Raw genomic sequence first — 25,907 nt, 5'->3', positions numbered from 1 at the left:
ATAAAGGGGGCACCTCTGCCTTGAATATTCTTGATCTCGACCATAGCCTTACCAGCCAGGCACCGATTGCCCGGCGTCTGGCCAGCGGTCAGGCCACACGCCTCGACTTGCTGGACCTGGGCCCGAAGCTGCGCCTGTGGTCCACCGAAAAAACCTGGAAATCCTTCGCCGCGCGCCTGGCCCAGCGCCCTCGGCCGGTGGATGCGCGGCCGGAAATCCTGTTTGTCGGCTCCGGCGACTATCACCACCTCACGCCGGCGTTTCTCGCCGACCTCAAAGAACCCGTCAGCCTGATCCACTTCGACAACCACCCTGACTGGGTGCGCTTTGCGCCCAAGCGTCACTGTGGCTCGTGGGTCAACCGCGCGCTGAAAATGCCGGCGATCAAACGCATCGTCACCCTCGGCCCGTGCAGCGATGACCTGCACAACCCGCAACTGCGCGGAGGCAATCTGGGGGCGCTCAAGCGCGGGCATTTGCAGCTGTTTCCCTGGCAGCATCCGCCGTCGAAAGTCTGGGGCCGGGTAGGGGACGGCGCCGGTCACCAACAGCAGGAGAATCACCTGCATTGGCGCAACCTCGCGGAGTTGGACTGGGGCGTGTTTCTCGAGCAGATGATCGCCAGCCTGCCCACCGACGCGGTCTGGATCACCATCGACAAAGACGTGCTGGCCAGTGAAGACGCCGCCACCAACTGGGACCAGGGCGGCATGCGCCTGAGCCATCTGCTGCAAGCCCTGCGCGCCTTGGCGGCGGGCAAGCGGATCATCGGTATCGACGTGTGCGGCGAGTTTGCCAAGCCCGCGTTCAGCAACGCGTTCAAACGTTGGGAGGCCAAGTCCGATCAGCCGCCGGCCGAGCGCTGGAGCCCGGAGGATTTGCAGCGCAATGCCGCGACCAATGAAGCCCTGATCGACCTGTTTGAGGAGCTGTTCCCGTGACGTTGACCGTGGTGTTGCTGGTGGCGTTTTCCATCGTGCTCGATGTGATCGGCCAATTGTGTTTCAAGCTCGGCCTGGACCGCTTGCCGGAGCTGGAGGGCGGCTTTCGCCTGAATGCATTCTGGGGCCAGGTGTTCAATGCGCCGCTGTTGTGGGCGGGGATCGGGGCTTACGTCATCGAGTTTTTTGTCTGGCTGGAAGCCTTGTCCCGCGCGCCGTTGAGCCTGTTGTTTCCGGCGGCGGCGTTGGCGTATTGCGGGGTGGTGCTGGTGGGCAAAGTGGTGCTGGGTGAAACCGTCAGCCGCCGCCGTTGGGCGGGTACCTGGGTGATTACCTTGGGCGTGATGTTGGTGGCGATTGCAGGAGGGCAGGCATGAATACGCACGCGTGGTTGCATGGGCGCTTTGGCACGGTGGTGCTGTGGGCCTTGTTGATCTGCACCGAAAGCGCCGGGCAGTTGTTTACCAAAGTGGCCGGCGATCAATTAGGGCAGATGGATTTCAATTGGCAGTGGCTGGCCGCTGTGGCACGCAACCCGGGGATTCTCGCGGCGATTGCCTGCTATATCGGCGCGTTTTTCGTGTGGATGCTGATCTTGCGGCGCAGCAGTCTGTCCCTGGCGTTTCCCCTGAGTTCATTGGTGTTTGTGGTGGTATTGCTCGGTTCGTGGCTGGGGCTGGGGGAACATATCAGCCCGCTGCACTGGGTGGGGGTGGCGGTGATTATCGGCGGGATTGCCTTGCTGGCCGAAGGCGAAGAAAACTGATAATGGCCCTGGAATACGGACCAATATGGGAGCGGGCTTGTGTGGGAGCGGGCTTGCTCGCGAATGCGGTGGTTCAGTCAAAGATGTATTGACTGACACTCCGCTTTCGCGAGCAAGCCAGCTCCCACATTTTGATCCAGTTGAATCAGTTGAATTTGTAGCTGATGGCCGTCTGCACCTGGCCTTGGTTCACATCCCCAGTGTCCTTTACGATGCTGCTGTTGGCCGCCGAACCCACCAGGTGTACCCAGCTGGCACTGGTCAACAACGACCAATTGGGCGCCATCGGAAACTCGAAGCTTTGCGTCAGCGTCAGGTTCTGGAACCCCGCACTGGCGTTATAGGGCCGAAAGCCCGACGCCGCTGACTCATTGGCGTCCACCCCAAAATAAGTCTGGGTCTGGCGCGCGTCGGCAAAGTGCGCCATCAGGCCGCTGCTGCCGATGATCCCGCCGCCCAGCGGGTAGCCCAGCTCGCCGCCGACCTTGCCGAGCACGCCGCTTTGGTCGCGCCCGCCGCCAACGGCCTGGCCCACCTGGGCGTACACGCGCCAGAACTCGGCCGGTGCGTATTGGATGAAACCGCCCACTTCAGCCATGTCCGAGACATTGCGCAGGCCTTGCAGCGAGCCGTTCGACGTACGCCCCTGCAAGTAATTGATATAGGGCCCGGCGGTAAACCCCTGGGTATTCAGCGCGCTCCAGCTCAGGCCGTCATCGGTGCTCAGGCTGACGTTGCCCCAGTCCAGATCCACATAGGGCACGGGGCGGGTTTCGTAGCGGCTGCCGGTAGGGTCGTGGGGTTGGTAGCTGAGGCCCGCGCCCACTTCACCGCTGATGCCTTCGGCCTGGGCCGCGCTGGCAACGCCCCACAGCCCCAGTAAACCGGCGAATACAGCAGAACTGACCTTGTGCATGGAACGGCTTCCTTCTCTGAACATGCGCGCATGAACGCGCGAAGGGCGGTCTTCGCGCAAGCACTGATCTTGTTTGTAGCAAGCTACAAAAATTGTAGCTCCCACGACACATTAGCGCCCGCAAGCCCAGCCCCGCTGGGTGCTGGCCAGTTGGCACAGTCCCTGCTCTACCCCTTGTGAAAGCGCAGACAGCGCGCTCCTTTTCAAGGTAACCGCAATGATTGACTGGCATATCGTGTGCGACTTCGACGGGACCATCACTCCCACCGATGTCATCGACAACGTCCTCCAACGCTTCGCCGGCCCCGAGTGGGAAACCATCGAGCAGCAATGGCTGGATGGGCATATCGGTTCGCGCGAATGCCTGAGCCGCCAACTGGCGCTGATCAAGGCCACGCCCACCGAACTGCTGGCGTACTTCGACAGCGTCGAGATCGACCCGGACTTCCCCGATTTCGTTGATCAGGTCATCGGCCTCGGCGCGTCCATCGAAGTGGTCAGTGACGGCATCGAGCAGGGCATCGCGCGCATCCTGTCGCGCAACTACGTGACCTTGCTGCCGATCCTCGCCAACCGCCTGCGCCAGGTTGATCAGAACAGCTGGCGCATCGACTTCCCGTATGCCAGCGATGCCTGCCGTGCCGCGTCCGGCAACTGCAAGTGCAAATCCACGCCGCGCAACAAGCGCGTGCTGGTGATCGGCGACGGCAAGTCCGACATGTGCGTGGCCTCCACCGCCGACTTCGTGTTCGCCAAGGGCAGCCTCGCCGATTACTGCGTCACCCACCAGATTCCCCACGCGCGCTTCGACACCTTTGCCGAAGTGCCTGCATTGCTGGCGCAGCTCCCACAGGGCAACGCCGCCAACGCCACCTCCTTTACTGCTGCCGACAACCAGGAACTCTTCCACCATGTCTGATATCCGTATCGCTACCGCCGAAGACCAGATCCTTCTGGATAAAGAAGCCAAGTACTGCTCCTACGGCGACACCGTCCACTACATCGAGCCGCCGCGCATTTTCAGCCGTTGCGAAGGCTCCTACGTGTGGGACACCGAAGACCAGGCCTACCTCGACCTGCAAATGTGGTACTCGGCCGTCAACTTCGGCTACGCCAACCCGCGCCTGAACAATGCGCTGAAACAGCAGATCGACACTCTGCCGCAAATCGCCAGCCAGTACCTGCACAAGGGCAAGATCGAGCTGTCGGAAATGATCGCGGTCGACGCGAAGAACAAGTTCGGCCTCGACGGTCGCGTGCACTTCAACGTCGGCGGTTCGCAGTCCATCGAAGACTCCTTGAAGGTGGTGCGTAACGCCACCAATGGCAAGAGCCTGATGTTTGCCTTCGAAGGCGGCTACCACGGCCGTACCCTCGGCGCCTCGTCGATCACCTCGAGCTACCGCTACCGTCGCCGCTACGGCCACTTCGGCGAGCGCGCGCAGTTCATCCCGTTCCCGTACCACTTCCGTGGCCCTAAAGGTATGACCAAGGAAGAATACGGCAGCCACTGCGTGCAGCAATTCGCCCGACTGTTCGAGACTGAATACAACGGCGTGTGGGACCCGAAAGTCGGCTCCAGCGAATACGCCGCGTTCTACGTCGAGCCGATCCAGGGCACCGGCGGCTACGTGATCCCGCCGATGAACTTCTACCGCGAGCTCAAGCATGTGCTGGACCAGCACGGCATCCTGATGGTCAGCGATGAAATCCAGATGGGCTTCTACCGCACCGGCAAGCTGTGGTCGATCGAGCACTTCGACGTGCAACCAGACGTGATCGTGTTCGGCAAGGCGCTGACCAACGGCCTCAACCCACTGGGCGGCATCTGGGCCCGTGAAGAGCTGATCAACCCGAAGATCTTCCCGCCAGGTTCGACCCACTCCACCTTCGCCTCCAACCCATTGGGCACGGCGGTGGGCCTGGAGATGTTCAAGATGACCAGCGAAGTCGACTACGGCGCGATGGTCATGGCCAAGGGCAAATACTTCCTGGAAGGCCTGCAAGACCTGCAAAAACGCTTCCCGATCATCGGCGATGTCGACGGCCTGGGCCTGGCGCTGCGCTGCGAGATCTGCGGCCCGGACGGCTTCACCCCGGACAAGGCGACCCTGGACTACATGGTCGAAGAAGGCATGAAAGGCGACATGATCGTGGACGGCCAGAAACTCGGCCTGATCCTCGACGTGGGCGGTTACTACAAGAACGTGATCACCCTGGCGCCGTCCCTGGAAATCAGCTACCCGGAAATCGACCTGGGTCTGAAACTCCTGGAGCAACTGCTGGTGCGGGCGACCAAACGGTGAACACGTGTGAGATCGACCTCGGTGAAGGTGATGCCGGTTTCGTTCTCGGTGAAGGTCCGGTCGGGATCCTGCTGATCCACGGCCTGACCGGCACGCCGACGGAATTGCGCCAGGTCGCCAAGGGCCTGGCCAAGGCGGGCAATTGCACGGTGTACGTGCCCACCCTGGCCGGGCATTGCGGCGATAACAGTGACTTGCAGGCCACCGGCTGGCTGGACTGGTACGCGGGTGTGCGCAACACCTTCGCCCAGGTCAAGCAGCGCCACGCGCAGGTGTTTGTCGGCGGCTTGTCCATGGGCGCGGTGATGTCGATGTACGTGGCCGCCGAGCACCCGGGGCAAGTCGCCGGGCTGCTGATGTATTCCACCACCTTGAAGTACGACGGTTGGAGCATCAACAAACTGGCGTTCCTCACGCCCTTGCTGATGAAGATTCCGTTCGGCGTGCATTTGTGCCGCTTCGAAGAGCAACCGCCGTATGGCATCAAGAACGAACGCCTGCGGGCCATCGTCGAGCGGCAGATGAAGGAGGGCGAGAGCAGCGAGGCGGGCTTGTTGACCATGGAAGGCATCACCGTGCGCGAGTTGCATCGGATGAACGCCGTGGTCAAGAAGCGCATGCCCGAGGTCCAGGTGCCAGCGCTGGTGTTGCACTCCATCGAGGACGACATCACCAGCCGCTGGAACGCCGATTACGTCGAGCGCCACCTGGGCGGGCCGGTGACCAAGATCCTGTTGGACAACTGCTATCACATGATCACCGTGGACCTGCAATACCGCCGGGTGATCGAGTTGAGTGCGCAATTCGTCGAGCAACACACCACCTTCAAGCCAGCACCGGTCAATGTGGGAGCTGGCTTGCCTGCGATGGCGGTGTTGACTGATCCACTGCTATCGCGGGCAAGCCCGCTCCCACAAAAAGCTGCACACAATTGAATGGTGTTGGCCATAGCGATAAGGGAAAAATGTGATTACCGCCCAAGCCTTCCCCAGCATCCGGGCCCTCCAGCGCAGTGCCTGGAATGACTGCTTCCCCGGTGCCCTGGAGGACTGGGACTATTACGTCGCCGTGGAAAGCGCCGCCATCGCGGATTTCCAATGGCGATACCTCGCGGTGTACGACAATGGAACGCTGGTGGCCGTGGCCGCCGCGTTCATCACCCATTACCGCCTCGACACCACGGTGTCGGGCGCCGGCAAGCGTTTGACCGAACGCCTGGACCGACTGTGGCCGGGGCTTTTGCAGCTGGGCTTGTACGCCCTCGGTTCCCCGGTAGCCGAACGCTGCGACGTCGGCTTCGCCAGCAGCGTGCCTGAATCGCGCCGCCCGCTGTTGCTCAAGCACCTGCTCGCCGCCGCACGCGAGGACGCCGATGAGTTTGGCATCGGCCTCGTAGCGGTCAAGGACGCGCCAAGCAACGATCCACACTGGTCCGACAGCTGCCGCGCCGCCGGCTTCCAAAGCATGCCGAGCTTGCCCACGGGCGTGTTGCCGCTGCCCTACGGCTCGGTGGACGCCTACCTCGGCTCCCTGGGTAAATCCACGCGCAAGGACCTGCGCCGCAAGCTGCGCGCGCCGGGGCCACGGGTGGAGTGGCGGCGCAATATCGACGATGTGCTGCCCGAGATCATGCGCCTGTACGAGGCCACGCTCACCCGCGCCGACTTGCAGTTCGAGCGCTTGCCCGCCGGCTACTTCACCGGTGTGCTGGAACGCCTTGGAGGGCGGGCGGTGTGTGTTCTCTACTGGGTGGATGACAACCTGGTGGCGTTCAACCTGATCCTGGTGGACGCGCACCGCCTGGTGGACAAGTTCTTCGGGCATGACGTCGAATTCACCCGCGACTACAACCTGTACTTTCGCAGCTGGCTGACCAATGTGGACTACTGTATTGAACACAATATTGCGTTGTACGAGTGCGGGCAGGCCGGGTATGCCAGTAAGCTGCGCCTGGGCTGCGAATTCCAGGGCAACAGCGTGTTCTTCCGGCACCGCAACCGGCTGGTCAACGGCCTGCTCAAGCTTGTAAAACTGTTTATTCGACCGGATCGTTCCGACCCTGCCATGGCTGCTGCGATAAGCGAAACCTGATGATCACCAAGACCCGCCAGAAAGCCCGTCCGTTTGCGATTTCACGCTGGAGTGTCCAGCGCAAGCTGGTGCTGGCGTTCTGGCTGGTCAGCGTGATCCCGACGATGATCGCCGCCGAGCTGGCCGCGACCACCCTGTCGCAGATCTTCGACAGCAACGTGCGGATCTGGCTGCAAGAGTCCACCCGTATCGTCAAGGACGAGATTGGCGACATCGTTCACGACAACGCACGCATGGCCAAGTTGTTCCTGCGCTACGCCAGCCCGCCCTCGGACCGCCTGGCCGCCAAGCACGACCGCTTGACCGCCGACATTGCCGATGCGACGGACATCGATGTGGTCGCGCTGATTCGCGTCAGCGACCACAAGATCATGTTCAGCACAGCCTCCGATGACATCGTCAAGCAGATCAGCCTGACCAGCAACGCGGTCCTGCAAACGGTGAGCGTGTCTGGCGTCGACACCGGCATCGTGGTCTCGACCTTCGAGACCAGCAAGGAAGGCGTGGATTACCTGCTGCTGGTGGCGACCTACCTGGACAGCAGTTTCCTCACCAGCGTGGCCGAAGTGCATTCACTCGACCTGCGCCTGTACCTGGCCAACCCGAAAGGTTTCTCGGAGATTTTCTCCACCCAGCGTTTCCAGGATCACCCTTCGCGCATCCCCAAGGACGTGGAAGCGGCGATGCGCAATACCAAGCAGCCGAGCGAGCAGTTCACCAACAACTACAGCGGTTTGTACTGGCCGATCTTCAATGACGCCGGCGATCTGCAGGGCGTGATCTTCAGCGGCCTGTTGCGCCATTCGAGCCTGGTGGGGTTGGTGAACCAGAGCAATCTGTTTGTGCTGATCTTCCTGGTCAGCTCGGCGCTGTCCCTGGGCGCAGGGGTATTGGTGTCACGGCGCTTGACCCGGCCCCTGCGCGACTTGTCCCAAGGCGTGGATGCGGTGATTTCCGGCAATTACCAGCACCGCGTGGCGGTCAGCGGCGGCGATGAACTGGCGCAACTGAGCAGCACGTTCAACCACATGACCGAGCGCCTGGGCGAGTTGCATCACCTCGAAGCCCAACTGCGTCGGCGTGATCGCCTGCATGCCCTGGGCGAAGTCGCCATGGGCCTGGCCCACGAAATCCGCAACCCGCTGGGCATTATCAAGACCGCCACCCAACTGCTGCACCGGCGTGCCGACCTGGCGGAGACCGACAAGCGCCACCTGGAATATGTGGTCAGCGAAGTCAGCCGCATCAACGAGCTGATCACCGAGTTTCTCGACTTCGCCAAGCCCAACCCGCCGTTGCGCGTGTTGCAGCCAGCACGGCCGCTGGTGGACGAGATCCTCGGCTTCTGCGCGCCGGAGCTGGCGGCGCACAACGTCGATGTGCAGGTTGATGACCAGGCGCCGGGTGCGACGATCTACGCGGACGCCAAGCAACTCAAGCAGGCGTGCCTCAACCTGATCCTCAATGCCATCGACGCCATGCCCGACGGCGGGCGCCTGACCCTGGGGATTCGCAGCGTCGGCGACAACACCCTGATCAGCATCGCCGACAGCGGCCAGGGCATTGCGGTGGAAATGATCGAGCGCATCTTCACCCCGTTCGTCACCACCAAGGCCTCTGGCACCGGCCTGGGGCTGGCCAAGGTCTATTCGATCATGGAAAGTCACGACGGCAGCATCGAATGCGTCAGCGAGAAAGATGCCGGCGCCACGTTCAGCCTGTACATTCCGGCTATCGGCGAAGACGACGAGGACAGTCATGACGCATAACATTCTGGTAGTCGATGACGAGCCCAAGCTCTGCGACTTGCTCGCATCGGCCCTGGGCCAGAGCGAGGTGCAGGTGTTTGTGGCCGGCAACGGCTTGCACGCACTCAAGGTGCTGGAGCAGGAAGACATCGACCTGGTCATCAGCGACTGGCGCATGCCCGGCATGGACGGCCCGGCGCTGTTGGCCGAGATCAAGGTGCGCTATCCCCAGGTGCCGGTGATCGTGATGACCGCCTACAGCACGGTGAAGAACGCCGTGCAATCGATGCGCAACGGCGCCTATGACTACATCGCCAAACCGTTCGACATCGACGAGTTGGACATCACGGTGGCCAAGGCCTTGCAGTTTCGCGACATCCTGCGCGACAACGCGCGCCTGCGCGCCGAGCTGGATGAGCACGCCCAGTTCGACAGCCTGGTGGGCGACAGCCCGGCATTCCGTAGCGTGTTGCAGGCGGTGGACGCCGTGCGTGACAGCGCCGCCACCATCCTGCTCACCGGCGAAAGCGGCACCGGCAAGGAAATGGTCGCGCGGGCCATCCACAAGCACGGCAGCCGCGCCGACAAACCGTTCGTGGCGGTCAATTGTGCGGCGATCCCCGAGGGTTTACTGGAAAGCGAAATGTTCGGCCATCGCAAAGGCGCCTTTACCGGCGCGGTGTCGGACCGGGTAGGGCGTTTTCAGCAGGCCGACAAGGGCACGCTGTTTCTTGATGAAGTGGGCGACATGCCGCTGGCGTTGCAGGCCAAGATCCTGCGGGCGTTGCAGGAGCGGGTGATCGAACCGGTGGGCGACCCTCGCGAGCGCAAAGTGGATGTGCGGGTGATTGCGGCCACCAACAAGAACCTGCTGGAGGCGGTGGCCAACAAGGAGTTTCGTGAAGACCTGTATTACCGCCTCAACGTGTTCCCGATTCCCCTGCCGGCGTTGCGCGAGCGCGTGGAAGACATCGCGCCGCTGGCCCGCCATTTCGCCCACACCCTGAGTGCCACGGCCGGCAAGCGCATCACCGGGTTCAGCGCCGAGGCGTTGCAGGCGATGGCGGCGTATCACTGGCCGGGCAATATCCGTGAGCTGCAAAACTGCGTGGAGCGGGCGACGATTGTGGCGGCTACGCCGGTGATCGAAGATATCGATTTGCCGGGGTATCTGTTTGCGTCGCGGCCGAGTGAGGGCGGTGTTGCGGCGATCCTCAGTGATGGGCCGGGGGTGCCGCAGGATCTGGATGCGGCGCTGGCTGAGGTGGAGAAGGCTTATATTCTGGCGGCGTTGCAGGAGAGCAATGGGGTGCAGGCAGCGGCTGCGGCGAAGATCGGGATTTCGGAGAGGAGCTTCTGGTATCGCCTGAAAAAGCTCGGCATCCAGGTCGACAAAATAGTCCGCTGATCTTTCTGTCAGGCAGTGATCTAAATGTGGGAGCTGGCTTGCCTGCGATGGCGGTGTGTCAGTCAAAGATGTTCCAACTGAACCACCGCATTCGCGGGCAAGCCCGCTCCCACATTTTTAGCTCCCACAGTTTTTGACCGAGTTGGGTCAGGTGTGGACGCGGACCCAGATGCTTACCAGCACAGTCGCGGCCATCAGCCAGGCCACTGCGGCGACGGCCAGCGAGGCTTCAAGCCGCAACCGATCCACCACCACATACAACGTCGCCAAATACACAAAATACGGAATGATCGACCACATCCCGAACAGGATCGTGGTCTTCAAATCCTCCACCGAACGGCCCTTGCCGACGATGTAGTGGGCGATCAGCGCGAAGGTCGGAAACAGCGGCACCAGCCCCGCAATGTAGTAGTTTTTGGTCTTGGCCAGTGCGGCCAGGATCAACACGACGGCCGCGCCCAGGGCGGCTTTCAAGAATAGATCCATCAGTGGCTCAGCCCGTATTTCTTGACCTTGTCGAACAAGGTGGTCTTGGCCATGCCCAGCTCCAGGCTGGCCTGGGTCAGGTTGCCGCCGCTGCGTTGCAGGGCGTCGCCCAGCAGGTTGCGTTCGAAGGCTTCCACCGCTTCGGTGAAGGCCAGGCCTTGGCCGCTGCCGGCGGCGCCACTTTTCTTGAAGGCGGGCAGGCCGAGGGCGAAGCGTTCGGCGACGTTGCGCAGTTCGCGCACGTTGCCCGGCCAGTCGTGGCTCATCAGGCTCGACACGGTCTGATTGTCCAGCTCCGGCGTGGCGCGGTCAAAGCGCAGGGACGACTGCTGCAGGAAGTGTTCGAACAGTTGCAGGATGTCTTCGCGGCGTTCGCGCAGGGGCGGCAGTTCCAGGGTCACCACGTTGAGGCGGTAATACAGGTCGCTGCGGAACTGGCTGGCGCGGCTCAGTTCGTCGAGGTCGGACTTGGTGGCGGCGATCACCCGGCAATCCACGGCCACGCTCTGGTTCGAGCCCAGGCGTTCGAGGGTGCGTTCCTGCAACACCCGCAGCAATTTGATCTGCAGGTTGATCGGCATGCTTTCCACTTCGTCGAGGAACAGCGTGCCTTCGTGGGCGTGTTCGATCTTGCCGATGCGGCGTTTGCCTGCGCCGGTGAAAGCGTTGGCTTCGTGGCCGAAAATCTCGCTTTCGAACAGGTTCTCGGGCAGGCCGCCGCAGTTCAGGGCGACGAATTGGTGCGCGTGGCGGCGGCTGAAATCATGCAGGCAACGGGCGACCAGTTCCTTGCCGGTGCCGGTCTCGCCTTCGATCAGCACGTTGGCCGAGGTGTCGGCGACGTTGGCGATCAGCTCGCGCAGGTTCTGCATGGCTGGCGAGCGGCCGATGATGCGGCCTTCCAGGGAATCACGCTCGGCCAGCTGACGGCGCAGCGCCCACACTTCCCGCGCCAGCCCGCGTTGTTCCAGGGCGCGGCGGGCGACGTCTACCAGGCGCTCGGGAGAGAAGGGTTTTTCCATGAAGTCATAGGCGCCGTTGCGCATCGCGCCGACGGCCATGGAGATATCGCCATGCCCGGTGATCAGCACCACTGGCAGGCTCTTATCCAGGGCCTTGAGGCGGGTCAGCAACTCCAGGCCGTCGATGCCCGGCAGGCGGATATCGCTGATGACAATGCCCGCGAAGTTCTCGCCGATGCGCTTGAGCGCCTCTTCGGCACTGGCCACGCCGACGCTGGGAATATCTTCCAGGGCCAGGGCTTGCTGGCAGCCCAGCAGTACGTGGGGGTCGTCCTCGACAATCAGGACGGTGAGGTCTTTGGGATCAGTAGTCATGTCGGCTCAGCTTTTTGAGCGCCTGCCAACGGCAGGCACAGGACAAAGGCGGTACCACCACCGACCGGATGCTCCACGGCAAGGTTGCCGCCGGTGGCCGCGGCGAGGCTGGCGGACAGGGTCAGGCCCAGGCCCAGGCCTTGCTCGCCGGGTTTGGTGGTGAAAAACGGTTCGAACAAATGCTTGCGCGCCTCGGGGTCGATGCCGTGGCCATTGTCGCGCACGTGCAGGCGGTATTTGCCCTCGGCGCTGCTGCCGTCCAGCCACAGTTCGGGGGCCGGCTGAGCTTGCATGGCGTCAAGGGCGTTGCCGATCAGGTTAACCAGGATCTGCTCCAGGCGCGTCTGATCAATCTGCAATTGGGCGTGGGAAAAGTCCCTGTGTACGGTCAGTGGCAGGCTGTCCAGGCGTGCGCCGAGGACCTGGAACGCGGCATCCACCGCCTTGCCCAGGTTGGCTTCGCCCTGGTCGTCACCGCGTCGGGCAAACGAGCGCAGGCTGGCGGTGATGCGGCCCATGCGGTCGATCAGTTCGTTGATGGTCTTGAGGTTGGCGCTGGCGGTGTCCAGGGCGCCGCGTTCAAGGAAGCGCACGGTATTGCCGGACAAGGTGCGCAGTGCGGCCAGCGGCTGGTTCAATTCGTGGGCGATGCTGGTGGACATCTGGCCGATGGCCGCCAGTTTGCCGGCTTGCACCAGCTCATCCTGGGCGCGCCGCAGGGTTTCTTCGGCCTGGCGCCGTTCGCGGATCTGGCCCTTGAGCCGTTCGTTGCTGGCGCGCAGGTCGGTGGTGCGTTCGGCAATACGACGCTCCAGCTGGCTGTTGGCTTCCTGCAAGGCTTCCCGCGCAGCGAGGCGGGTGGCGATGACCTTGCGCCGCTCGTTCCAGGCGATCAGCAGGAAGGCCACCAGGCCAAAGGCCACGGCCACCAGAATGCCCTGATTGATCGCGGCGCGGCGCAGGTCGTTGAGCGGGGTGAGCAGGGTGAAGTTCCACGGCGTGTCGTTGAGCGGGCGGGTTTGCGCCAGGTAGCTGACTTCGTGCTCGTCGTTGACCACTTCGCTGTTGGCCGGGAAGGTGAGCTTCTCGGTGCCCTCGTTGAGGCGTTCGCGGGCCAGGGGTTCCAGCTCGTTGAGCGTCGCCCAGTAATATTGCAGGCTGTGGGCCAGGCGGTCCTTGGTGTCGTCGCTCAACGGGCGCACGGCCTTGAGGCGGCGGGCCGGGTCGCTGGAGAGGATGATGATGCCGTTCTCGTCGCTGACAAATGCTTCGAGGCGCGCGCGCTGCCAGCGCTCTTCCAGAGCTTCGAGGCGCACTTTGACCACGGCCACGCCGATGATCTTGCCGTGTTCTTCCAGGCCGTGGGCCAGGTAGTAGCCGGGCTCGCCATTGGTGCTGCCGATGCCGTAGAAACGCCCGGGCTGGCCGCGTACGGCGTTCTGGAAATAGGCGCGAAAGGACAGGTCTTCACCCTGGTAACTGTCGGCATCGCGCCAGTTACTGGTGGCCAGCACGCGGCCGGTGGTGTCCATCACGTAGATGGCCCGGCTGCGACTGCGTCGGTTCAGGCCTTCAAGGTAGTCGTTGACCGATTTGCGGGTTTCCTGACTCGGCTCGGCCAGTAGCTTGGAGACGCTGGCTTCCAGCTCCAGCAGGCTCGGCAGGTAGGTGTATTTGCTCAGTTCGCTTTCGACGGTGCGGGCATGCAGCTCCAACTGGCGTTCGCCAGTGTCGCTGAGGGTGCGGATGCCATAGTACTCACTGATCCAGAAGCCGACATAACCCAGGCCGATCATCAGGGCGATGATCAACGGCGGCAGGAACAGCTGGCGAATCAGGCGTGGTTTCACGGCAAGTGATGGCGGTGCGGCGCGAAATTGGTTGGGGTCGCATTTCATCACAGATGCCTTGGGTCAACCAGAGCTAGCCATCCTGCGCGGACCAATGTGGGAGCAGGCTTGTGTGGGAGCGGGCTTGCTCGCGAATGCGGTGGGTCAATGAACAACCTATCGACTGACACTACGCCTTCGCGAGCAAGCCCGCTCCCACACAAGCCCACTGTCACATGGGCCCGGTTTCTACAGTGGAAGCTGTGTAGGACTTAGTGTTGCAGGATTTTCTCAAGGAAGTGCTGCGCGCGTTCGGAGCGGGCGCTGATGTCGCCGAAGAACTCTTCTTTCGGGCAGTCTTCGATGATCTTGCCGGCGTCCATGAAGATCACGCGGTCGGCCACTTTGCGGGCGAAGCCCATTTCGTGGGTCACGCACATCATGGTCATGCCTTCCTGGGCCAGTTGCACCATCACGTCGAGCACTTCGTTGACCATTTCCGGGTCGAGGGCCGAGGTCGGTTCGTCGAACAGCATGACGATCGGGTCCATGGCCAGCGCGCGGGCAATCGCCACACGTTGCTGCTGGCCGCCGGAGAGTTGGCCGGGGTGCTTGTGGGCATGCGCCGACAGGCCCACGCGCTCAAGCAGTTGCAGGCCTTTCTTGGTGGCTTCTTCCTTGCTGCGGCCCAGCACCTTGATCTGCGCGATGGTCAGGTTTTCGGTGATGGTCAGGTGCGGGAACAGTTCGAAGTGCTGGAACACCATGCCTACGCGCGAGCGCAGTTTCGGCAGGTTGGTCTTCGGGTCGGCGATGGAGGTGCCGTCCACGATGATGTCGCCCTTCTGGAACGGTTCCAGTGCGTTGACGCACTTGATCAGGGTGGACTTGCCCGAGCCGGACGGCCCGCACACCACGATCACTTCGCCTTTTTTGACATCAGTGCTGCAATCGGTCAGCACCTGGAAGTCGCCATACCACTTGTTGATGTTCTTGATAGAGATCATACGGCAAACCTTTTTTGCAGACGCTTGACCAGCAGCGAGGCGGAAAAGCTGATGATGAAGTAGACGACACCGGCAAAGATCAGGAACTCATTGGAGCGGCCGATGATGTCGCCGTTGGAGCGGGCGGAGTTGAGGAAGTCCACCAGGCCCACGGTGTAGACCAGCGAGGTGTCCTGGAACAGGATGATCGACTGTTGCAGCAGCAACGGGGTCATCTTGCGGAACGCCTGGGGCAGGATGATCAGGCGCATGGTCTGGCCATAGGTCATGCCCATCGCTTGCGCTGCGCCCATCTGGCCCTTGGGGATCGACTGCACGCCGGCCCGTACGATTTCACAGAAGTACGCGGCTTCGAACATCATGAACGCCACGACGCAGGACGTGAACGCGCCGATCGGGGTGTCTTCGCCAGTGATCCAGCGCAACACGAACGGCACCGCCAGGTAGAACCAGGTGATCACCAGCAGCAATGGGATCGAGCGGAAGTAGTTCACGTAGGCGCCGGCCAGGCGCGACAGCAGTTTGCTGGATGACAGGCGCATCAGCGCGAGCACGGTGCCCAACGCGATGCCGCCGACTACGCCCATGACCATCAACTGCAGGGTCATGACCATGCCGTTCCACAGGCCCGGGATGGCGGGGATGATACCGCTGAAATCGAGTTCCATTATTTACCCCCCACGGAGATCAGGCCGGGCACTGCGACTTTCTTCTCGACCAGGCGCATGAGCAGCATCAGGCTCATGTTCAGGGTGAAGTAGATCAGCGTGGCCAGGGTGAAGGCTTCAAACAGGTTGGCCGAGAACTCGGCGGTCTGCTTGGTTTGCGCCAGCAATTCCATCAGGCCGATCAAGGACGCCACGGAGGAGTTCTTGAACACGTTGAGGAATTCCGAGGTAAGCGGCGGAATGATGATCCGGTAGGCCTGGGGCAGCAGCACGTTCCAGTAGATCTGCGGCAGCTTGAAGCCCATGGCCCGCGCGGCGGATTCCTGGCCCCGTGGCAGCGCCTGGATGCCGGTGCGTACTTGCTCGCACACACGGGCGGCGGTGAACAGGCCCAGGCACACGACAACGCTCAGGTAGGCCGAGGTGGTCGGGTTGAGGTCTTGTTTGTACCAGTCCTGCAGGTTTTGCGGCAGCAGGTCAGGGATCAGGAAGTACCAGATGAACAGCTGCACCAGCAGCGGCACGTTACGAAACAGTTCCACGTAGCAGGTCGCGATGCCCGATACGAGGCGGTTTGGCACGGTGCGCATGACCCCCAGAATGGAGCCCAGCAGCAAGGCGATAATCCATGCCACGACAGCGATGGCGATGGTCCAGCCCAAGCCGGCGATGTACCAGTCGAGATAAGTCTCGCTGCCCACGCCGGTGGACTTGAAGAACACGCCCCAGTCCCAGTTGTAATTCATTAGGGTCTCCCCTCGAAGTCGATCAATGTACAAGCACCCGCTTGGGGAAAATCCATTCCCGCCCGGCGGTGAACGCCAGGCACACAAGATCGGCTCGAAAACCGCCAGGTCGAGTGTTCCAAATAAAAGCCAGCAGGTAGTAACAGACGCCTGAGGGAGGGTTGGCTCCCTCAGGAGATAAGCTTAGTCAGGTATCAGATTTTTACGTCAGGCGCTGGTTTGTCGCTTGGGTTGGCGATCAGCTCCTTCACCTTGTCGCTCATCGGGAAGTTCAGGTTCAGGCCTTTTGGTGGGATCGGGCTCTCGAACCACTTGCTGTAGATCTTGTTGATCTCGCCGGATTGGTACAGGGCGACGATGGCGTCATCGACAGCTTTTTTGAAGGCTGGGTCGTCTTTACGCACCATGCACGCGTACGCTTCGAAGGACTGTGGAGTACCGGTGATGACCCAGTCGTCCGGCTTCTTGGCCTTGGCTTCTTCACCGGCCAGCAGGGCGTCGTCCATCATGAAGGCTACGGCGCGGCCGCTTTCCAGCATCTGGAAGGATTCGCCGTGGTCTTTGGCGGAGATGACGTTCATGCCCATCTGCTTGTCGGCGTTCATCGCCTTGATGATGCGCTCGGACGTGGTGCCAGCGGTGGTCACGACGTTCTTGCCTTTGAGGTCGGCGAAGTCAGCGTAGGACGGCTTGCCATCCTTGTCTTTCTTGACCAGCAGGCGGGTGCCGATTTCGAAGATGTTGACGGTGAAATCAACTTGCTGGGCGCGTTCGGCGTTGTTGGTGGTGGAGCCGCACTCGAGGTCCGCGGTGCCGTTCTGGATCAGCGGAATACGGGTTTGCGAAGTCACCAGGTTGTACTTGGCCTTCAGGTCGGGTTTGTTCAGGTCTTTTTTCAGTTGTTCAACGACGGCCAACTGAATGTCGTGGGAGTAGCCCACTGGCTTGCCCGAACCATCCGCGATGTAGGAAAACGGAATGGAGCTGTCGCGGTGCGCGAGGGTGATGGTGCCGGAGTCGTTGATTTTCTTCAGTGTGCCGGTGAGTTCGGCGGCGAAAACTGGAGTGCTGATCAGAGCAGCAGCGATAGCTGCGCCCAGGATATGGGGAACGATGCGCATCAATACTTCCTCGACATTTGTTTTTTTTATGAAGCCGGCTAGACGGCTCTCTTGTACAGCGAATGCCCGTGACGGCTCCTGAGGCGTCTCAGGCAATCGTCATGGAGTGTAGAGCATGAGTCGTGCCAGACCTTAAATAAAAGGTTAACTCTATGATTTATATGGAGATTAACTTTGTGTGACGACGGATTTTCCTGGATTTGATCCGGCAAACCGAATGGGTGCGGGGGTTGTGTTCGGAAAACCGAATGGCCGAAGTCATAAAAAAGCCCCTGGACCTTCCGGTGCAGGGGCTTTTGTACGAACGGTCTGTCAGGCCGCTTCGATCTTGCCGCGATTGCGCTCAACCTTGGACAGATAACGCTGCACGTTGTCCCGTTCTTCCGGCGTGGTGAACAGGCCGAGCTTGGTGCGGCGCCACAGTACGTCCTGGGGCTGGGTCGCCCATTCTTCGGTGCACAGGTAATCGACTTCGCGGGTGTACAGGCCGCCACCGAGGTGCTCGCCCAGGTCTGCCAGCGACTGCACGCCTTCCAGCAAGCGCCAGGTGCGGCTGCCATAGGTGGTGGACCAGCGGCGCGCGATTTCGCTCGGCACCCAGTCGAACTTCTGGCGAATCGCTTCGGCCAGGGCTTCGGGCGTGGTCATGTCTTCGCCGCCGGGCAGGCTGGCCTTGGCGGTCCAGCTTGGGCGCATCTGCGTGAAGTACGGCGCCAGTTGCGCCATCGCCGACTCGGCGAGCTTGCGGTAGGTGGTCAGCTTGCCGCCGAACACCGACAGGATCGGCGCCTCGCCCGTGCCGCCGGACAGCGCCAGGGTGTAGTCGCGGGTGATGGCCGACGGGTTGTCCGACTCGTCGTTGCACAGCGGGCGCACGCCAGAGTAGGTGTGCACGATGTCGTCGCGGCTCAGTTGCTTCTTGAAGTGCGCGTTGACCACCTTGAGCATGTAGTCGGTTTCACCCTCGGTGATTGCCACTTTCGCCGGGTCACCGGTGTATTCGCGGTCGGTGGTGCCGATGATAGTCAAGTGGTTCAGGTACGGAATGGTGAAGACGATGCGCTGGTCTTCGTTCTGCAGGATGTGGGCGTGAGCGCCTTCGTAGAGTTTCGGCACGATCAGGTGGCTGCCCTGGATCAAGCGGATGCCGTAGGGCGAATCCAGCTTGAGGTCATCCTTGATGAACTTGGCGACCCACGGGCCTGCGGCGTTTACCAGTGCGCGGGCGCGGATCGAGAACAGGCTGCCGTCGGCGCGTTCCATGTTCATTTCCCACAGGCCCTTGCTGCGGTGCGCGCTGATGCAACGGGTCTGGGTGTGGATATGTGCGCCTTTTTCACGGGCGGCCATGGCGTTCAGCACCACGAGGCGGGCGTCATCGACCCAGCAGTCGGAGTATTCGAAGCCTTTGGTGATTTCGCTTTTCAGCGGGCTGTCGGCGCCAAACTTGAGGCTTTTCGAACCCGCGAGTTTTTCGCGCTTGCCGAGGTGGTCGTACAGGAACAGACCGGCACGGATCATCCACGCCGGGCGCAGGTGCGGGCGGTGCGGCAACACGAAACGCATCTGCTTGACGATGTGCGGGGCCTTGGCCAGCAGCACTTCACGTTCGGCGAGGGCTTCGCGCACCAGGCGGAATTCGTAATGTTCGAGGTAGCGCAGGCCGCCGTGGATCAGCTTGCTGCTGGCGGAAGAGGTGTGGCTGGCCAGGTCGTCCTTTTCGCAAAGGAACACCGACAAACCGCGCCCGGCTGCGTCTGCTGCAATGCCGACGCCATTGATCCCACCGCCGATTACGGCGACGTCATAGACTTCGGCAAGCGGTGGAGCAGGCAAGGTGGAAGGGTTCATCGGCTGGCCTCGCGATTTTTTCGTCTTGGAATTCGAACATTAATGTTCATTTGCGAAAATGGTAGCTGATAAACGCGCGCGCAGCCACCCGACTTTGATTGAAAAAATTCATCGAAGGGCTGTAGAAGGAAAATTTGTGAACATGAGCCAGATGCAGGCTTGGGGAGGTCGGTGCTAGATAGATCGCCTTCGCGAGCAAGCCCGCTCCCACAGTGGACCGAGTTCCAGCATGGGAATGCGGTTGAATGTGGGAGCGGGCTTGCCCGCGAAGGCGGCGGTACAGGCGCTAAACGACTTCCAGCCGCACCTTATGATCATTCAACAACTGCACCAACGCCGGCACCGGCTGTTGGTCCGTAACCAGACAATCCACCAGGCTGATCGGCCCCAGGCGAATCATGGCATTGCGCCCAAATTTGCTCGAGTCCGCCGCCAGGATCACCTGGCGCGCGTTGGCGATGATCGCCTGGGACACCCGCACTTCCTGGTAATCAAAGTCCAGCAGGCTGCCATCTTCATCAATGCCGCTGATCCCGACCAAGGCAAAATCCACCTTGAACTGGTTGATGAAATCCACGCTGGCCTGGCCCACCACACCGCCATCGCGGCGCACGTTGCCGCCGGTCAGCAGCACGTCGAAGTCGTCCTTGGCACTGAGCATGGTGGCGACGTTGAGGTTGTTGGTGATGATTTTCAGGTGGTTGTGGTTGAGCAACGCACGGGCGATGGATTCGGTGGTGGTGCCGATATTGATGAACAACGAGGCGTGGTCGGGGATCTGTGCGGCAATGGCTTCGCCGATGCGCTGTTTCTCGTCGCGCATCTGGTCGGCACGCATGGCGTACGCGGTGTTTTCGACACTGGAGTCATAGGCCGCGCCGCCGTGGTAGCGGCGCAGCAGATTGGCGTCCGCCAGCTGGTTGATATCGCGGCGGATGGTTTGCGGGGTGACGACGAACAGCTGCGCCATTTCCTCGATACTGACGTAGCCGCGTTCGCGGACCAGTTCGAGGATTTGTTGTTGGCGGGGAGGCAGATTCATTGGGCGTCCTTTGGGCTGCCATACAAAAGTGGCCCATGATGACGCAGGAATCGGCTCCCGGCCAGTTACAACCTGACGTTGGCTTATTCGGCGCCTTCGTGGGGCTCCCAGTCACGGGTGCGGCTAACGGCTTTTTGCCAGCCGGCGTAGAGCTTCTCTTTCGCCGCTTCGTCCAGTTGTGGTTCGAATTCGCGCTCGATCACCGCCTTGCCGCGCAACTCGTCCAGGCTGCCCCAGAAACCGCACGCCAGGCCAGCCAGGTAGGCCGCGCCCAGTGCAGTGGTTTCGCGCATTTGCGGGCGCTCGACCTGGGTGCCGAGGATGTCGGCCTGGAATTGCATCAGGAAGTTGTTGGCCACGGCGCCGCCGTCCACACGCAGGGCTTTGAGGCGTTCGCCGGAGTCCTGTTGCATGGCGTCGAGTACGTCACGGGTCTGGTAGGCAATCGACTCCAGGGCTGCACGAATAATGTGATCCACACGTACGCCACGGGTCAGGCCGAACAGCGCGCCACGGGCATACGGGTCCCAGTACGGAGCGCCCAGTCCGGTGAAGGCTGGCACCAGGTACACGCCGTTGCTGTCCTTGACCTTGCCGGCGAAGTATTCGGTGTCGTGGGCGTCGTTGATGATTTTCAGCTCATCACGCAGCCACTGCACGGTGGAGCCGCCGTTGAACACGGCGCCTTCCAGGGCGTAGGCCACTTCGCCACGCGGGCCGCACGCGATGGTGGTGAGCATGCCATGCTTGGATTTCACCGCCTTGTCGCCGGTGTTCATCAGCAGGAAGCAGCCGGTGCCGTAGGTGTTCTTGGCCTGGCCGGCTTCGACGCACATCTGGCCGAACAGTGCGGCCTGTTGGTCGCCGGCGATACCGCCGATGGCGATGCCGCTTTTGGTGCGGCCGTAGATTTCCGACGACGACTTCACTTCCGGCAGCATCTCGCGCGGAATGTCGAGGATCTCCAGCATCTTCGCATCCCACTCCAGGGTGTGGATGTTGAAGAGCATGGTGCGCGAGGCGTTGGTGTAGTCGGTGACGTGGGTCTTGCCGCCGGTAAATTTCCAGATCAGCCAGCTGTCGACGGTGCCGAACAGCAGTTCGCCGTTGCGCGCACGCTCGCGGCTGCCTTCGACGTTGTCGAGGATCCACTTGAGCTTGGTGCCGGAGAAGTACGGATCAGTGACCAGGCCCGTGGTGTCGCTGATGTACTGTTCGTGGCCGTCGCGCTTGAGCTGCTGGCAGATCTCGGTGCTGCGGCGGCACTGCCAGACGATGGCGTTGTAGATCGGGCGGCCGGTGATTTTGTCCCACACTACGGTGGTTTCACGCTGGTTGGTGATACCGATGGCGGCGACCTGGTCATGGTGCAGGCCGGCCTGGGCCAGGGCCTCGACCATCACCGCGCTCTGGGTGGCGAAGATTTCCATCGGGTCATGCTCGACCCAGCCGGCTTGCGGGTAATGCTGGGCGAACTCGCGCTGGGCGGTGCACACCACGTTGGCGTCACGATCAAAGATGATCGCTCGCGAGCTGGTGGTGCCTTGGTCGAGGGCGATGATGTAGTTCTTATTCTGAATGTCGGTCATGTCGAATGCCTTGGGAAATAAGAAAGTCGGTAATCAGCCTGGGCCGCAAAAAGGGCAGGTGCGTCCAGGCTGGCGCTATCAGGAAATACGGGTCTTGCCGTTGACAGCCGTGTCAGGTGTTTCTTCTGCTGCAGCAGGTGCGGCGCTCGGCAGATGACGGGCGATCAGCCCGCGATAGGCCGCAGCACCCAGGCATGCGCCGACAATTGGCGCGAAAACCGGAATCAGGAAGTAAGGAATATCGCGGCCGCCAGTAAAGGCTATTTCACCCCAGCCAGCGAAAAAGGTCATCAGCTTGGGCCCGAAATCCCGTGCCGGGTTCATCGCAAAGCCGGTCAGCGGGCCCATGGCGCTACCGATCACGGCGATCAGCAGGCCGATCAGCAGTGGGGCCAACGGGCCGCGCGGCAGGCCGTTGTTGTCATCGGTGAGGGCCATGATCACGCCCATCAGGATCGCGGTGATGACCATTTCCACCAGGAAAGCCTGGGCGGTGCTCAGCAGCGCATGGGGGTAGGTGGAGAACACCGACGCCAATTCCAGGCTGGCCTGGGAGCCGCGCACCATATGATGGGTTTGTTCGTAATCGAAAAACAGATTGCTGTAGAGGGTGTACACCAGGGCGGCCGAGCAGAAGGCGCCAGCGACCTGGGCGAGAATGTAGAAGGGCAGTTTGCGCTTTTCGAAGTCGGCGAAAATGCACAGGGCGATACTTACCGCCGGGTTGAGGTGAGCCCCGGAAATGCCGGCGCTCAGGTAGATCGCCATGCTGACGCCCACCCCCCAGATAATGCTGATTTCCCACAAACCAAAGCTGGCACCCGCGACCTTGAGCGCGGCGACGCATCCTGTACCGAAGAAGATCAGAAGCGCAGTCCCCAGGAATTCGGCCATGCATTGGCTCGAAAGTGAAGGCTGTTGAAGAGCAGTTGTCATGGAAAACCTCAGTTGTTGTTCTTGTCTGGCGCACGCTCTCAACGGAGCGTTGCGCGATTTTCACCGTGGCAAGGATCCCCATCCCGGACACGGCTTACTGCTCGAGTGCTGTAGGTGCATTCCTACAGTATTCGGAAACGAAAAAATATAGACAAGAATGACGGCTGTCAAAGGTCGAAAGTGAACCATTGGTCACTTTCAAACTATTGACCTTGTGAATGATCACGCTTGTAACATTGTGTGTGTACGTCGAAGCGTGCGCAGTAGAGCGTTTTGCGCGGGGTTGGCCTAGAATTGGCCATCTGTTTGCCACGCCTGGAGCCAGCATGACCCCTGCATTGGACCTGTTGAAAAAAGTTCGCGCCGAACATCGTATCCACAGTTATGAACATGATCCCAAGGCTGCTTCGTATGGCCTGGAGGCCGCGGAAAAATTGGCGCTGGATCCGGCGCAGGTGTTCAAGACCTTGCTGGCCAGCAGTGAGAAGGGCGAATTATTGGTGGCGGTGGTGCCGGTCGTCGGAAGTCTGGACCTGAAAGCCCTGGCTCACGCGGCGGGGGTCAAAAAAGTTGAAATGGCTGACCCGGCAGCGGCGCAGCGTTCTACCGGTTACTTGCTGGGCGGGATCAGCCCGCTGGGGCAGAAGAAGCGCTTGCGTACATTTATCGATGAGACGGCGCAGCCGTTCGCGACGATTTTTGTGAGTGCGGGGAGAAGGGGGTTGGAGGTTGAGCTGCCGGCGACGGTGTTGGCGGAGCATACCCAGGCCACATTTGCGCCGATTGGCCGGGCCTGAAACCTGCTTTTGAAGCCAATGCAAAACCAATGTGGGAGCGGGCTTGTGTGGGAGCGGGCTCCCACATTTTTGATCCGGTTTTGTCAGTGGGCTTGGCTGTAGCGCCGCACGCCTGAATCGGATTGAGGAATATGCGCCGCCACACTGCCGAACGCCTGGAACAACACCAAGTGTTCAGCCGCCACCCGAATCCCCACATCCGCCCCCACCTGATGGTCCGCGTGGCTTGGAAAAATCGACTCCAGCTGCGCGCCCGTCGGCAGTTGCAGGCGGTACAGGGTCGATGCGCCGAGGAAGGTCTTGCCCACGATCCGCGCTTTCAACGCGCTGTCTGGCGCGTAGACGATGTCGTCGGGGCGCAGCAATACATCCACGGCACCACCGGTTGGCCAAGGGTAGGCGCGGTTCCCGCGCAGGTCGCCCAGTTCGGTGCTGACCGACTCCGGCGAACTCAATTGGCCACGGATGAAATAGCCCTGGCCGATAAAGCTCGCGACATAGGTTGTCTGCGGTTCGTGATAGAGGTTGTAGGGCGTGTCCCATTGCTCCAGGCGGCCTTCCTTGAAGACGCCGACCTGATCACTCACGGCGAACGCTTCTTCCTGGTCATGGGTCACCAGGATCGCACTGGTGCCGCGCGCCTTGAGGATGTCGCGCACTTCGTGGCTGAGCTTGCGCCGCAGTTCGCCGTCGAGGTTGGAGAACGGCTCATCCAGCAACAGCAGTTGCGGTTCCGGCGCCAGGGCGCGGGCGAGGGCAACGCGTTGTTGCTGGCCGCCGGAAAGCTCGTGGGGGAAGCGCTTGCCCAGGTTCTTCAGGTTGACCAGTTCCAGCAGCTCGGCGACCACGCGGTCTTTTTGCGGGTGCTTGCGAATGCCGAAGGCGATGTTGTCCGCCACGCTGAGGTGGGGAAACAGCGCGTAGTCCTGGAACACCATGCCGATGCGACGCTTCTCCGGTGCCAGGGTGAAACCGGCGCTGGAGATCACTTCGCCCGCCAGGCTGATTTCCCCTTCGTGTACCGGCTCAAACCCGGCAATTGCCCGCAGGGTGGTGGTCTTGCCGCAGCCCGAAGAGCCCAGCAGACAGCCGATGTCACCGGCGTTGAGGTGCAGATTGAGGTTCTGCACCACCCGTTGATCTTGATAGCCGCATGCCAGATTGCGCAGGTTCAGCAGGAATGGCTGGCTCATGCGTGGTGGTACGACGGCGGCACAAGGAATTCGAGCAGGGCCTTTTGCGCATGCAGGCGGTTTTCGGCTTGGTCCCAGGCGACCGAACGGGTGTCGTCCAACAGGTCCAGGCTGATTTCTTCGCCGCGGTGGGCCGGCAGGCAGTGCATAAACAGCACATCCGGTGCGGCCAGGTCGAGCAGGGCGCGGGTCACCTGGAACGGTGCGAACAGGGCCAGGCGCTTGGCGGTTTCTTCTTCCTGGCCCATGGAGGTCCAGACGTCGGTGCTCACCAGGTGCGCGCCCAGTACCGCTTCGCGCGGGTCACGTACGACGGTGACGCGGTCGCCGGCTTGTGCCAGGAAACGTGCGTCAGGCTCGTAGCCTTCCGGGCAGGCAACGCGCAATTGGAAGTCGAACTGGATCGCCGCTTCTATATAGCTGTTGCACATGTTGTTGCCGTCGCCGATCCAGGCCACGGTCTTGCCTTGGATCGAACCGCGATGCTCAAGGAAGGTTTGCATATCGGCCAGCAGTTGGCACGGGTGCAGGTCGTCGGACAGGCCGTTGATCACTGGTACGCGGGAGTGGGCGGCAAATTCGGTCACAGTACTGTGGGCAAAGGTGCGGATCATCACCGCATCGAGCATGCTCGACATCACGATGGCGCTGTCGGCAACGGTCTCGCCACGGCCCAGTTGGGTGTCGCGCGATGACAGGAAGATCGCTTGGCCACCCAGTTGGATCATGCCGGCTTCAAAAGACACGCGGGTGCGGGTCGAGGATTTCTCGAAAATCATCCCGAGCACGCGGTTTTTCAAAGGCTCGAACAGTACGCCGCGGTTACGCAGGTCTTTAAGCTCAATGCCTCGACGGATCACGCTGACCAGCTCTTCGGGCGTGCAATCCATCAGGGAGAGAAAGTGCCTTGCGCTCATCATTAACTACCTTTTTGCAACAGACCGCAGATACTCAAAGCCTTGTTTATTGTGACAACGGGCGAGACCTGCGGCGAAAGCCGCACGGGGCGACGAAATAGGGGAAGGCGCGATATTGACATTAAATGTCGCGTCTTACCAATAGGGGCTACGTTTTTAGGGGTGTTCAAGAAGGGCGCCTGAGCGCTTTTGAAGACGAATTCCTGACAGCA

At 61.5% G+C, this 25,907-nt stretch carries 24 protein-coding genes; 10 read left to right on the top strand and 14 right to left on the bottom strand.

Going from position 1 to position 25,907, the window contains the following annotated elements; genetic code table 11:
• Positions 1 to 20 precede the first annotated feature (20 nt).
• The 3 genes from DBR46_RS10600 to DBR46_RS10590 are packed head-to-tail and all read left to right on the top strand — an operon-like array spanning position 21 to position 1,707.
• Complete coding sequence (locus DBR46_RS10600; protein ID WP_124526133.1) at positions 21 to 941, top strand: arginase; 921 nt, start codon at positions 21 to 23, stop codon at positions 939 to 941.
• On the top strand, positions 938 to 1,318 hold the full coding sequence (locus tag DBR46_RS10595; protein WP_017736270.1) for a transporter: 381 nt from the start codon (positions 938 to 940) through the stop codon (positions 1,316 to 1,318). Before DBR46_RS10600 ends, DBR46_RS10595 begins: the two co-directional genes overlap by 4 nt.
• A complete protein-coding gene (locus DBR46_RS10590) occupies positions 1,315 to 1,707 on the top strand; it encodes an EamA family transporter (protein WP_124526132.1) in 393 nt (130 codons plus the stop codon). Before DBR46_RS10595 ends, DBR46_RS10590 begins: the two co-directional genes overlap by 4 nt.
• A 145-nt stretch (positions 1,708 to 1,852) precedes the next feature.
• Here the strand turns inward: DBR46_RS10590 and DBR46_RS10585 are convergent, their stop codons facing one another.
• Positions 1,853 to 2,623 carry a MipA/OmpV family protein gene (locus DBR46_RS10585; protein ID WP_124526131.1) on the bottom strand — a complete coding sequence of 257 codons (771 nt, stop codon included), beginning with the start codon at positions 2,621 to 2,623 and terminating at the stop codon, positions 1,853 to 1,855.
• Positions 2,624 to 2,840: 217 nt separating this feature from the next.
• Here DBR46_RS10585 and DBR46_RS10580 point away from each other — a divergent pair, with 217 nt between their 5' ends.
• From DBR46_RS10580 to DBR46_RS10555, 6 genes are read left to right on the top strand one after another with little or no spacing between them, the layout of a single operon-like run.
• Positions 2,841 to 3,542, top strand: coding sequence for an MtnX-like HAD-IB family phosphatase (locus DBR46_RS10580; protein WP_124526130.1), 702 nt, complete (start codon positions 2,841 to 2,843; stop codon positions 3,540 to 3,542).
• A complete protein-coding gene (locus DBR46_RS10575) occupies positions 3,535 to 4,929 on the top strand; it encodes an aspartate aminotransferase family protein (RefSeq protein WP_124526129.1) in 1,395 nt (464 codons plus the stop codon). Before DBR46_RS10580 ends, DBR46_RS10575 begins: the two co-directional genes overlap by 8 nt.
• Positions 4,926 to 5,864, top strand: coding sequence for a carboxylesterase (locus tag DBR46_RS10570; RefSeq protein ID WP_124526128.1), 939 nt, complete (start codon positions 4,926 to 4,928; stop codon positions 5,862 to 5,864). Before DBR46_RS10575 ends, DBR46_RS10570 begins: the two co-directional genes overlap by 4 nt.
• 31 nt (positions 5,865 to 5,895) lie before the next feature.
• Positions 5,896 to 7,020 (top strand): GNAT family N-acetyltransferase, encoded by a 1,125-nt coding sequence (locus DBR46_RS10565; RefSeq protein ID WP_124526127.1) that lies wholly within the window; start codon positions 5,896 to 5,898, stop codon positions 7,018 to 7,020.
• Positions 7,020 to 8,789 (top strand): HAMP domain-containing sensor histidine kinase, encoded by a 1,770-nt coding sequence (locus DBR46_RS10560; RefSeq protein WP_124526126.1) that lies wholly within the window; start codon positions 7,020 to 7,022, stop codon positions 8,787 to 8,789. Before DBR46_RS10565 ends, DBR46_RS10560 begins: the two co-directional genes overlap by 1 nt.
• Positions 8,779 to 10,176, top strand: coding sequence for a sigma-54 dependent transcriptional regulator (locus tag DBR46_RS10555; RefSeq protein WP_017736167.1), 1,398 nt, complete (start codon positions 8,779 to 8,781; stop codon positions 10,174 to 10,176). Before DBR46_RS10560 ends, DBR46_RS10555 begins: the two co-directional genes overlap by 11 nt.
• 147 nt (positions 10,177 to 10,323) lie before the next feature.
• On the opposite strand, the gene DBR46_RS10550 is transcribed toward DBR46_RS10555, so the two are convergent.
• The 11 genes from DBR46_RS10550 to DBR46_RS10500 form a co-directional block, all read right to left on the bottom strand.
• A complete protein-coding gene (locus DBR46_RS10550) occupies positions 10,324 to 10,662 on the bottom strand; it encodes a GlpM family protein (RefSeq protein WP_124526125.1) in 339 nt (112 codons plus the stop codon).
• Positions 10,662 to 11,999 carry a sigma-54 dependent transcriptional regulator gene (locus tag DBR46_RS10545; protein ID WP_124526124.1) on the bottom strand — a complete coding sequence of 446 codons (1,338 nt, stop codon included), beginning with the start codon at positions 11,997 to 11,999 and terminating at the stop codon, positions 10,662 to 10,664. The genes DBR46_RS10550 and DBR46_RS10545 overlap by 1 nt, the downstream gene beginning before the upstream one ends.
• Positions 11,996 to 13,897: a sensor histidine kinase gene (locus DBR46_RS10540; RefSeq protein ID WP_124526123.1), complete on the bottom strand. Its 1,902-nt coding sequence runs from the start codon at positions 13,895 to 13,897 to the stop codon at positions 11,996 to 11,998. The genes DBR46_RS10545 and DBR46_RS10540 overlap by 4 nt, the downstream gene beginning before the upstream one ends.
• 203 nt (positions 13,898 to 14,100) lie before the next feature.
• A complete protein-coding gene (locus DBR46_RS10535) occupies positions 14,101 to 14,835 on the bottom strand; it encodes an amino acid ABC transporter ATP-binding protein (RefSeq protein ID WP_017738301.1) in 735 nt (244 codons plus the stop codon).
• The gene (locus DBR46_RS10530; RefSeq protein ID WP_124526122.1) at positions 14,832 to 15,503 is read right to left on the bottom strand and encodes an amino acid ABC transporter permease; all 672 of its coding nucleotides are present in this window, start codon (positions 15,501 to 15,503) and stop codon (positions 14,832 to 14,834) included. Before DBR46_RS10530 ends, DBR46_RS10535 begins: the two co-directional genes overlap by 4 nt.
• Positions 15,503 to 16,249, bottom strand: coding sequence for an amino acid ABC transporter permease (locus DBR46_RS10525; RefSeq protein WP_017738299.1), 747 nt, complete (start codon positions 16,247 to 16,249; stop codon positions 15,503 to 15,505). The genes DBR46_RS10530 and DBR46_RS10525 overlap by 1 nt, the downstream gene beginning before the upstream one ends.
• Before the next feature lie 194 nt (positions 16,250 to 16,443).
• A complete protein-coding gene (locus DBR46_RS10520) occupies positions 16,444 to 17,370 on the bottom strand; it encodes a glutamate/aspartate ABC transporter substrate-binding protein (RefSeq protein WP_124526121.1) in 927 nt (308 codons plus the stop codon).
• A gap of 312 nt (positions 17,371 to 17,682) precedes the next feature.
• A complete protein-coding gene (gene glpD, locus DBR46_RS10515) occupies positions 17,683 to 19,221 on the bottom strand; it encodes a glycerol-3-phosphate dehydrogenase (protein WP_124526120.1) in 1,539 nt (512 codons plus the stop codon).
• Between the two features lie 286 nt (positions 19,222 to 19,507).
• A complete protein-coding gene (locus DBR46_RS10510) occupies positions 19,508 to 20,263 on the bottom strand; it encodes a DeoR/GlpR family transcriptional regulator (RefSeq protein ID WP_034118315.1) in 756 nt (251 codons plus the stop codon).
• 83 nt (positions 20,264 to 20,346) lie between these two features.
• On the bottom strand, positions 20,347 to 21,852 hold the full coding sequence (gene glpK, locus DBR46_RS10505; protein ID WP_017738296.1) for a glycerol kinase GlpK: 1,506 nt from the start codon (positions 21,850 to 21,852) through the stop codon (positions 20,347 to 20,349).
• Between the two features lie 78 nt (positions 21,853 to 21,930).
• Positions 21,931 to 22,788 carry an MIP/aquaporin family protein gene (locus tag DBR46_RS10500; protein WP_124526119.1) on the bottom strand — a complete coding sequence of 286 codons (858 nt, stop codon included), beginning with the start codon at positions 22,786 to 22,788 and terminating at the stop codon, positions 21,931 to 21,933.
• Between the two features lie 326 nt (positions 22,789 to 23,114).
• On the opposite strand from DBR46_RS10500, the gene ybaK reads away from it, so the two are divergent.
• Positions 23,115 to 23,585, top strand: a complete 471-nt coding sequence (gene ybaK / locus DBR46_RS10495; RefSeq protein WP_124526118.1) for a Cys-tRNA(Pro) deacylase — start codon at positions 23,115 to 23,117, stop codon at positions 23,583 to 23,585.
• A gap of 83 nt (positions 23,586 to 23,668) precedes the next feature.
• Here ybaK and DBR46_RS10490 read toward each other — a convergent pair whose 3' ends face one another.
• Positions 23,669 to 24,778, bottom strand: coding sequence for an ABC transporter ATP-binding protein (locus DBR46_RS10490; protein WP_124526117.1), 1,110 nt, complete (start codon positions 24,776 to 24,778; stop codon positions 23,669 to 23,671).
• Positions 24,775 to 25,695: an ornithine carbamoyltransferase gene (argF, locus tag DBR46_RS10485; protein WP_124526116.1), complete on the bottom strand. Its 921-nt coding sequence runs from the start codon at positions 25,693 to 25,695 to the stop codon at positions 24,775 to 24,777. Before argF ends, DBR46_RS10490 begins: the two co-directional genes overlap by 4 nt.
• Positions 25,696 to 25,907 lie beyond the last annotated feature (212 nt).

The organism is Pseudomonas sp. KBW05, from assembly GCF_003852405.1.
GTDB lineage: Bacteria > Pseudomonadota > Gammaproteobacteria > Pseudomonadales > Pseudomonadaceae > Aquipseudomonas.
This window is presented reverse-complemented; position numbering and strand designations above follow the sequence as displayed.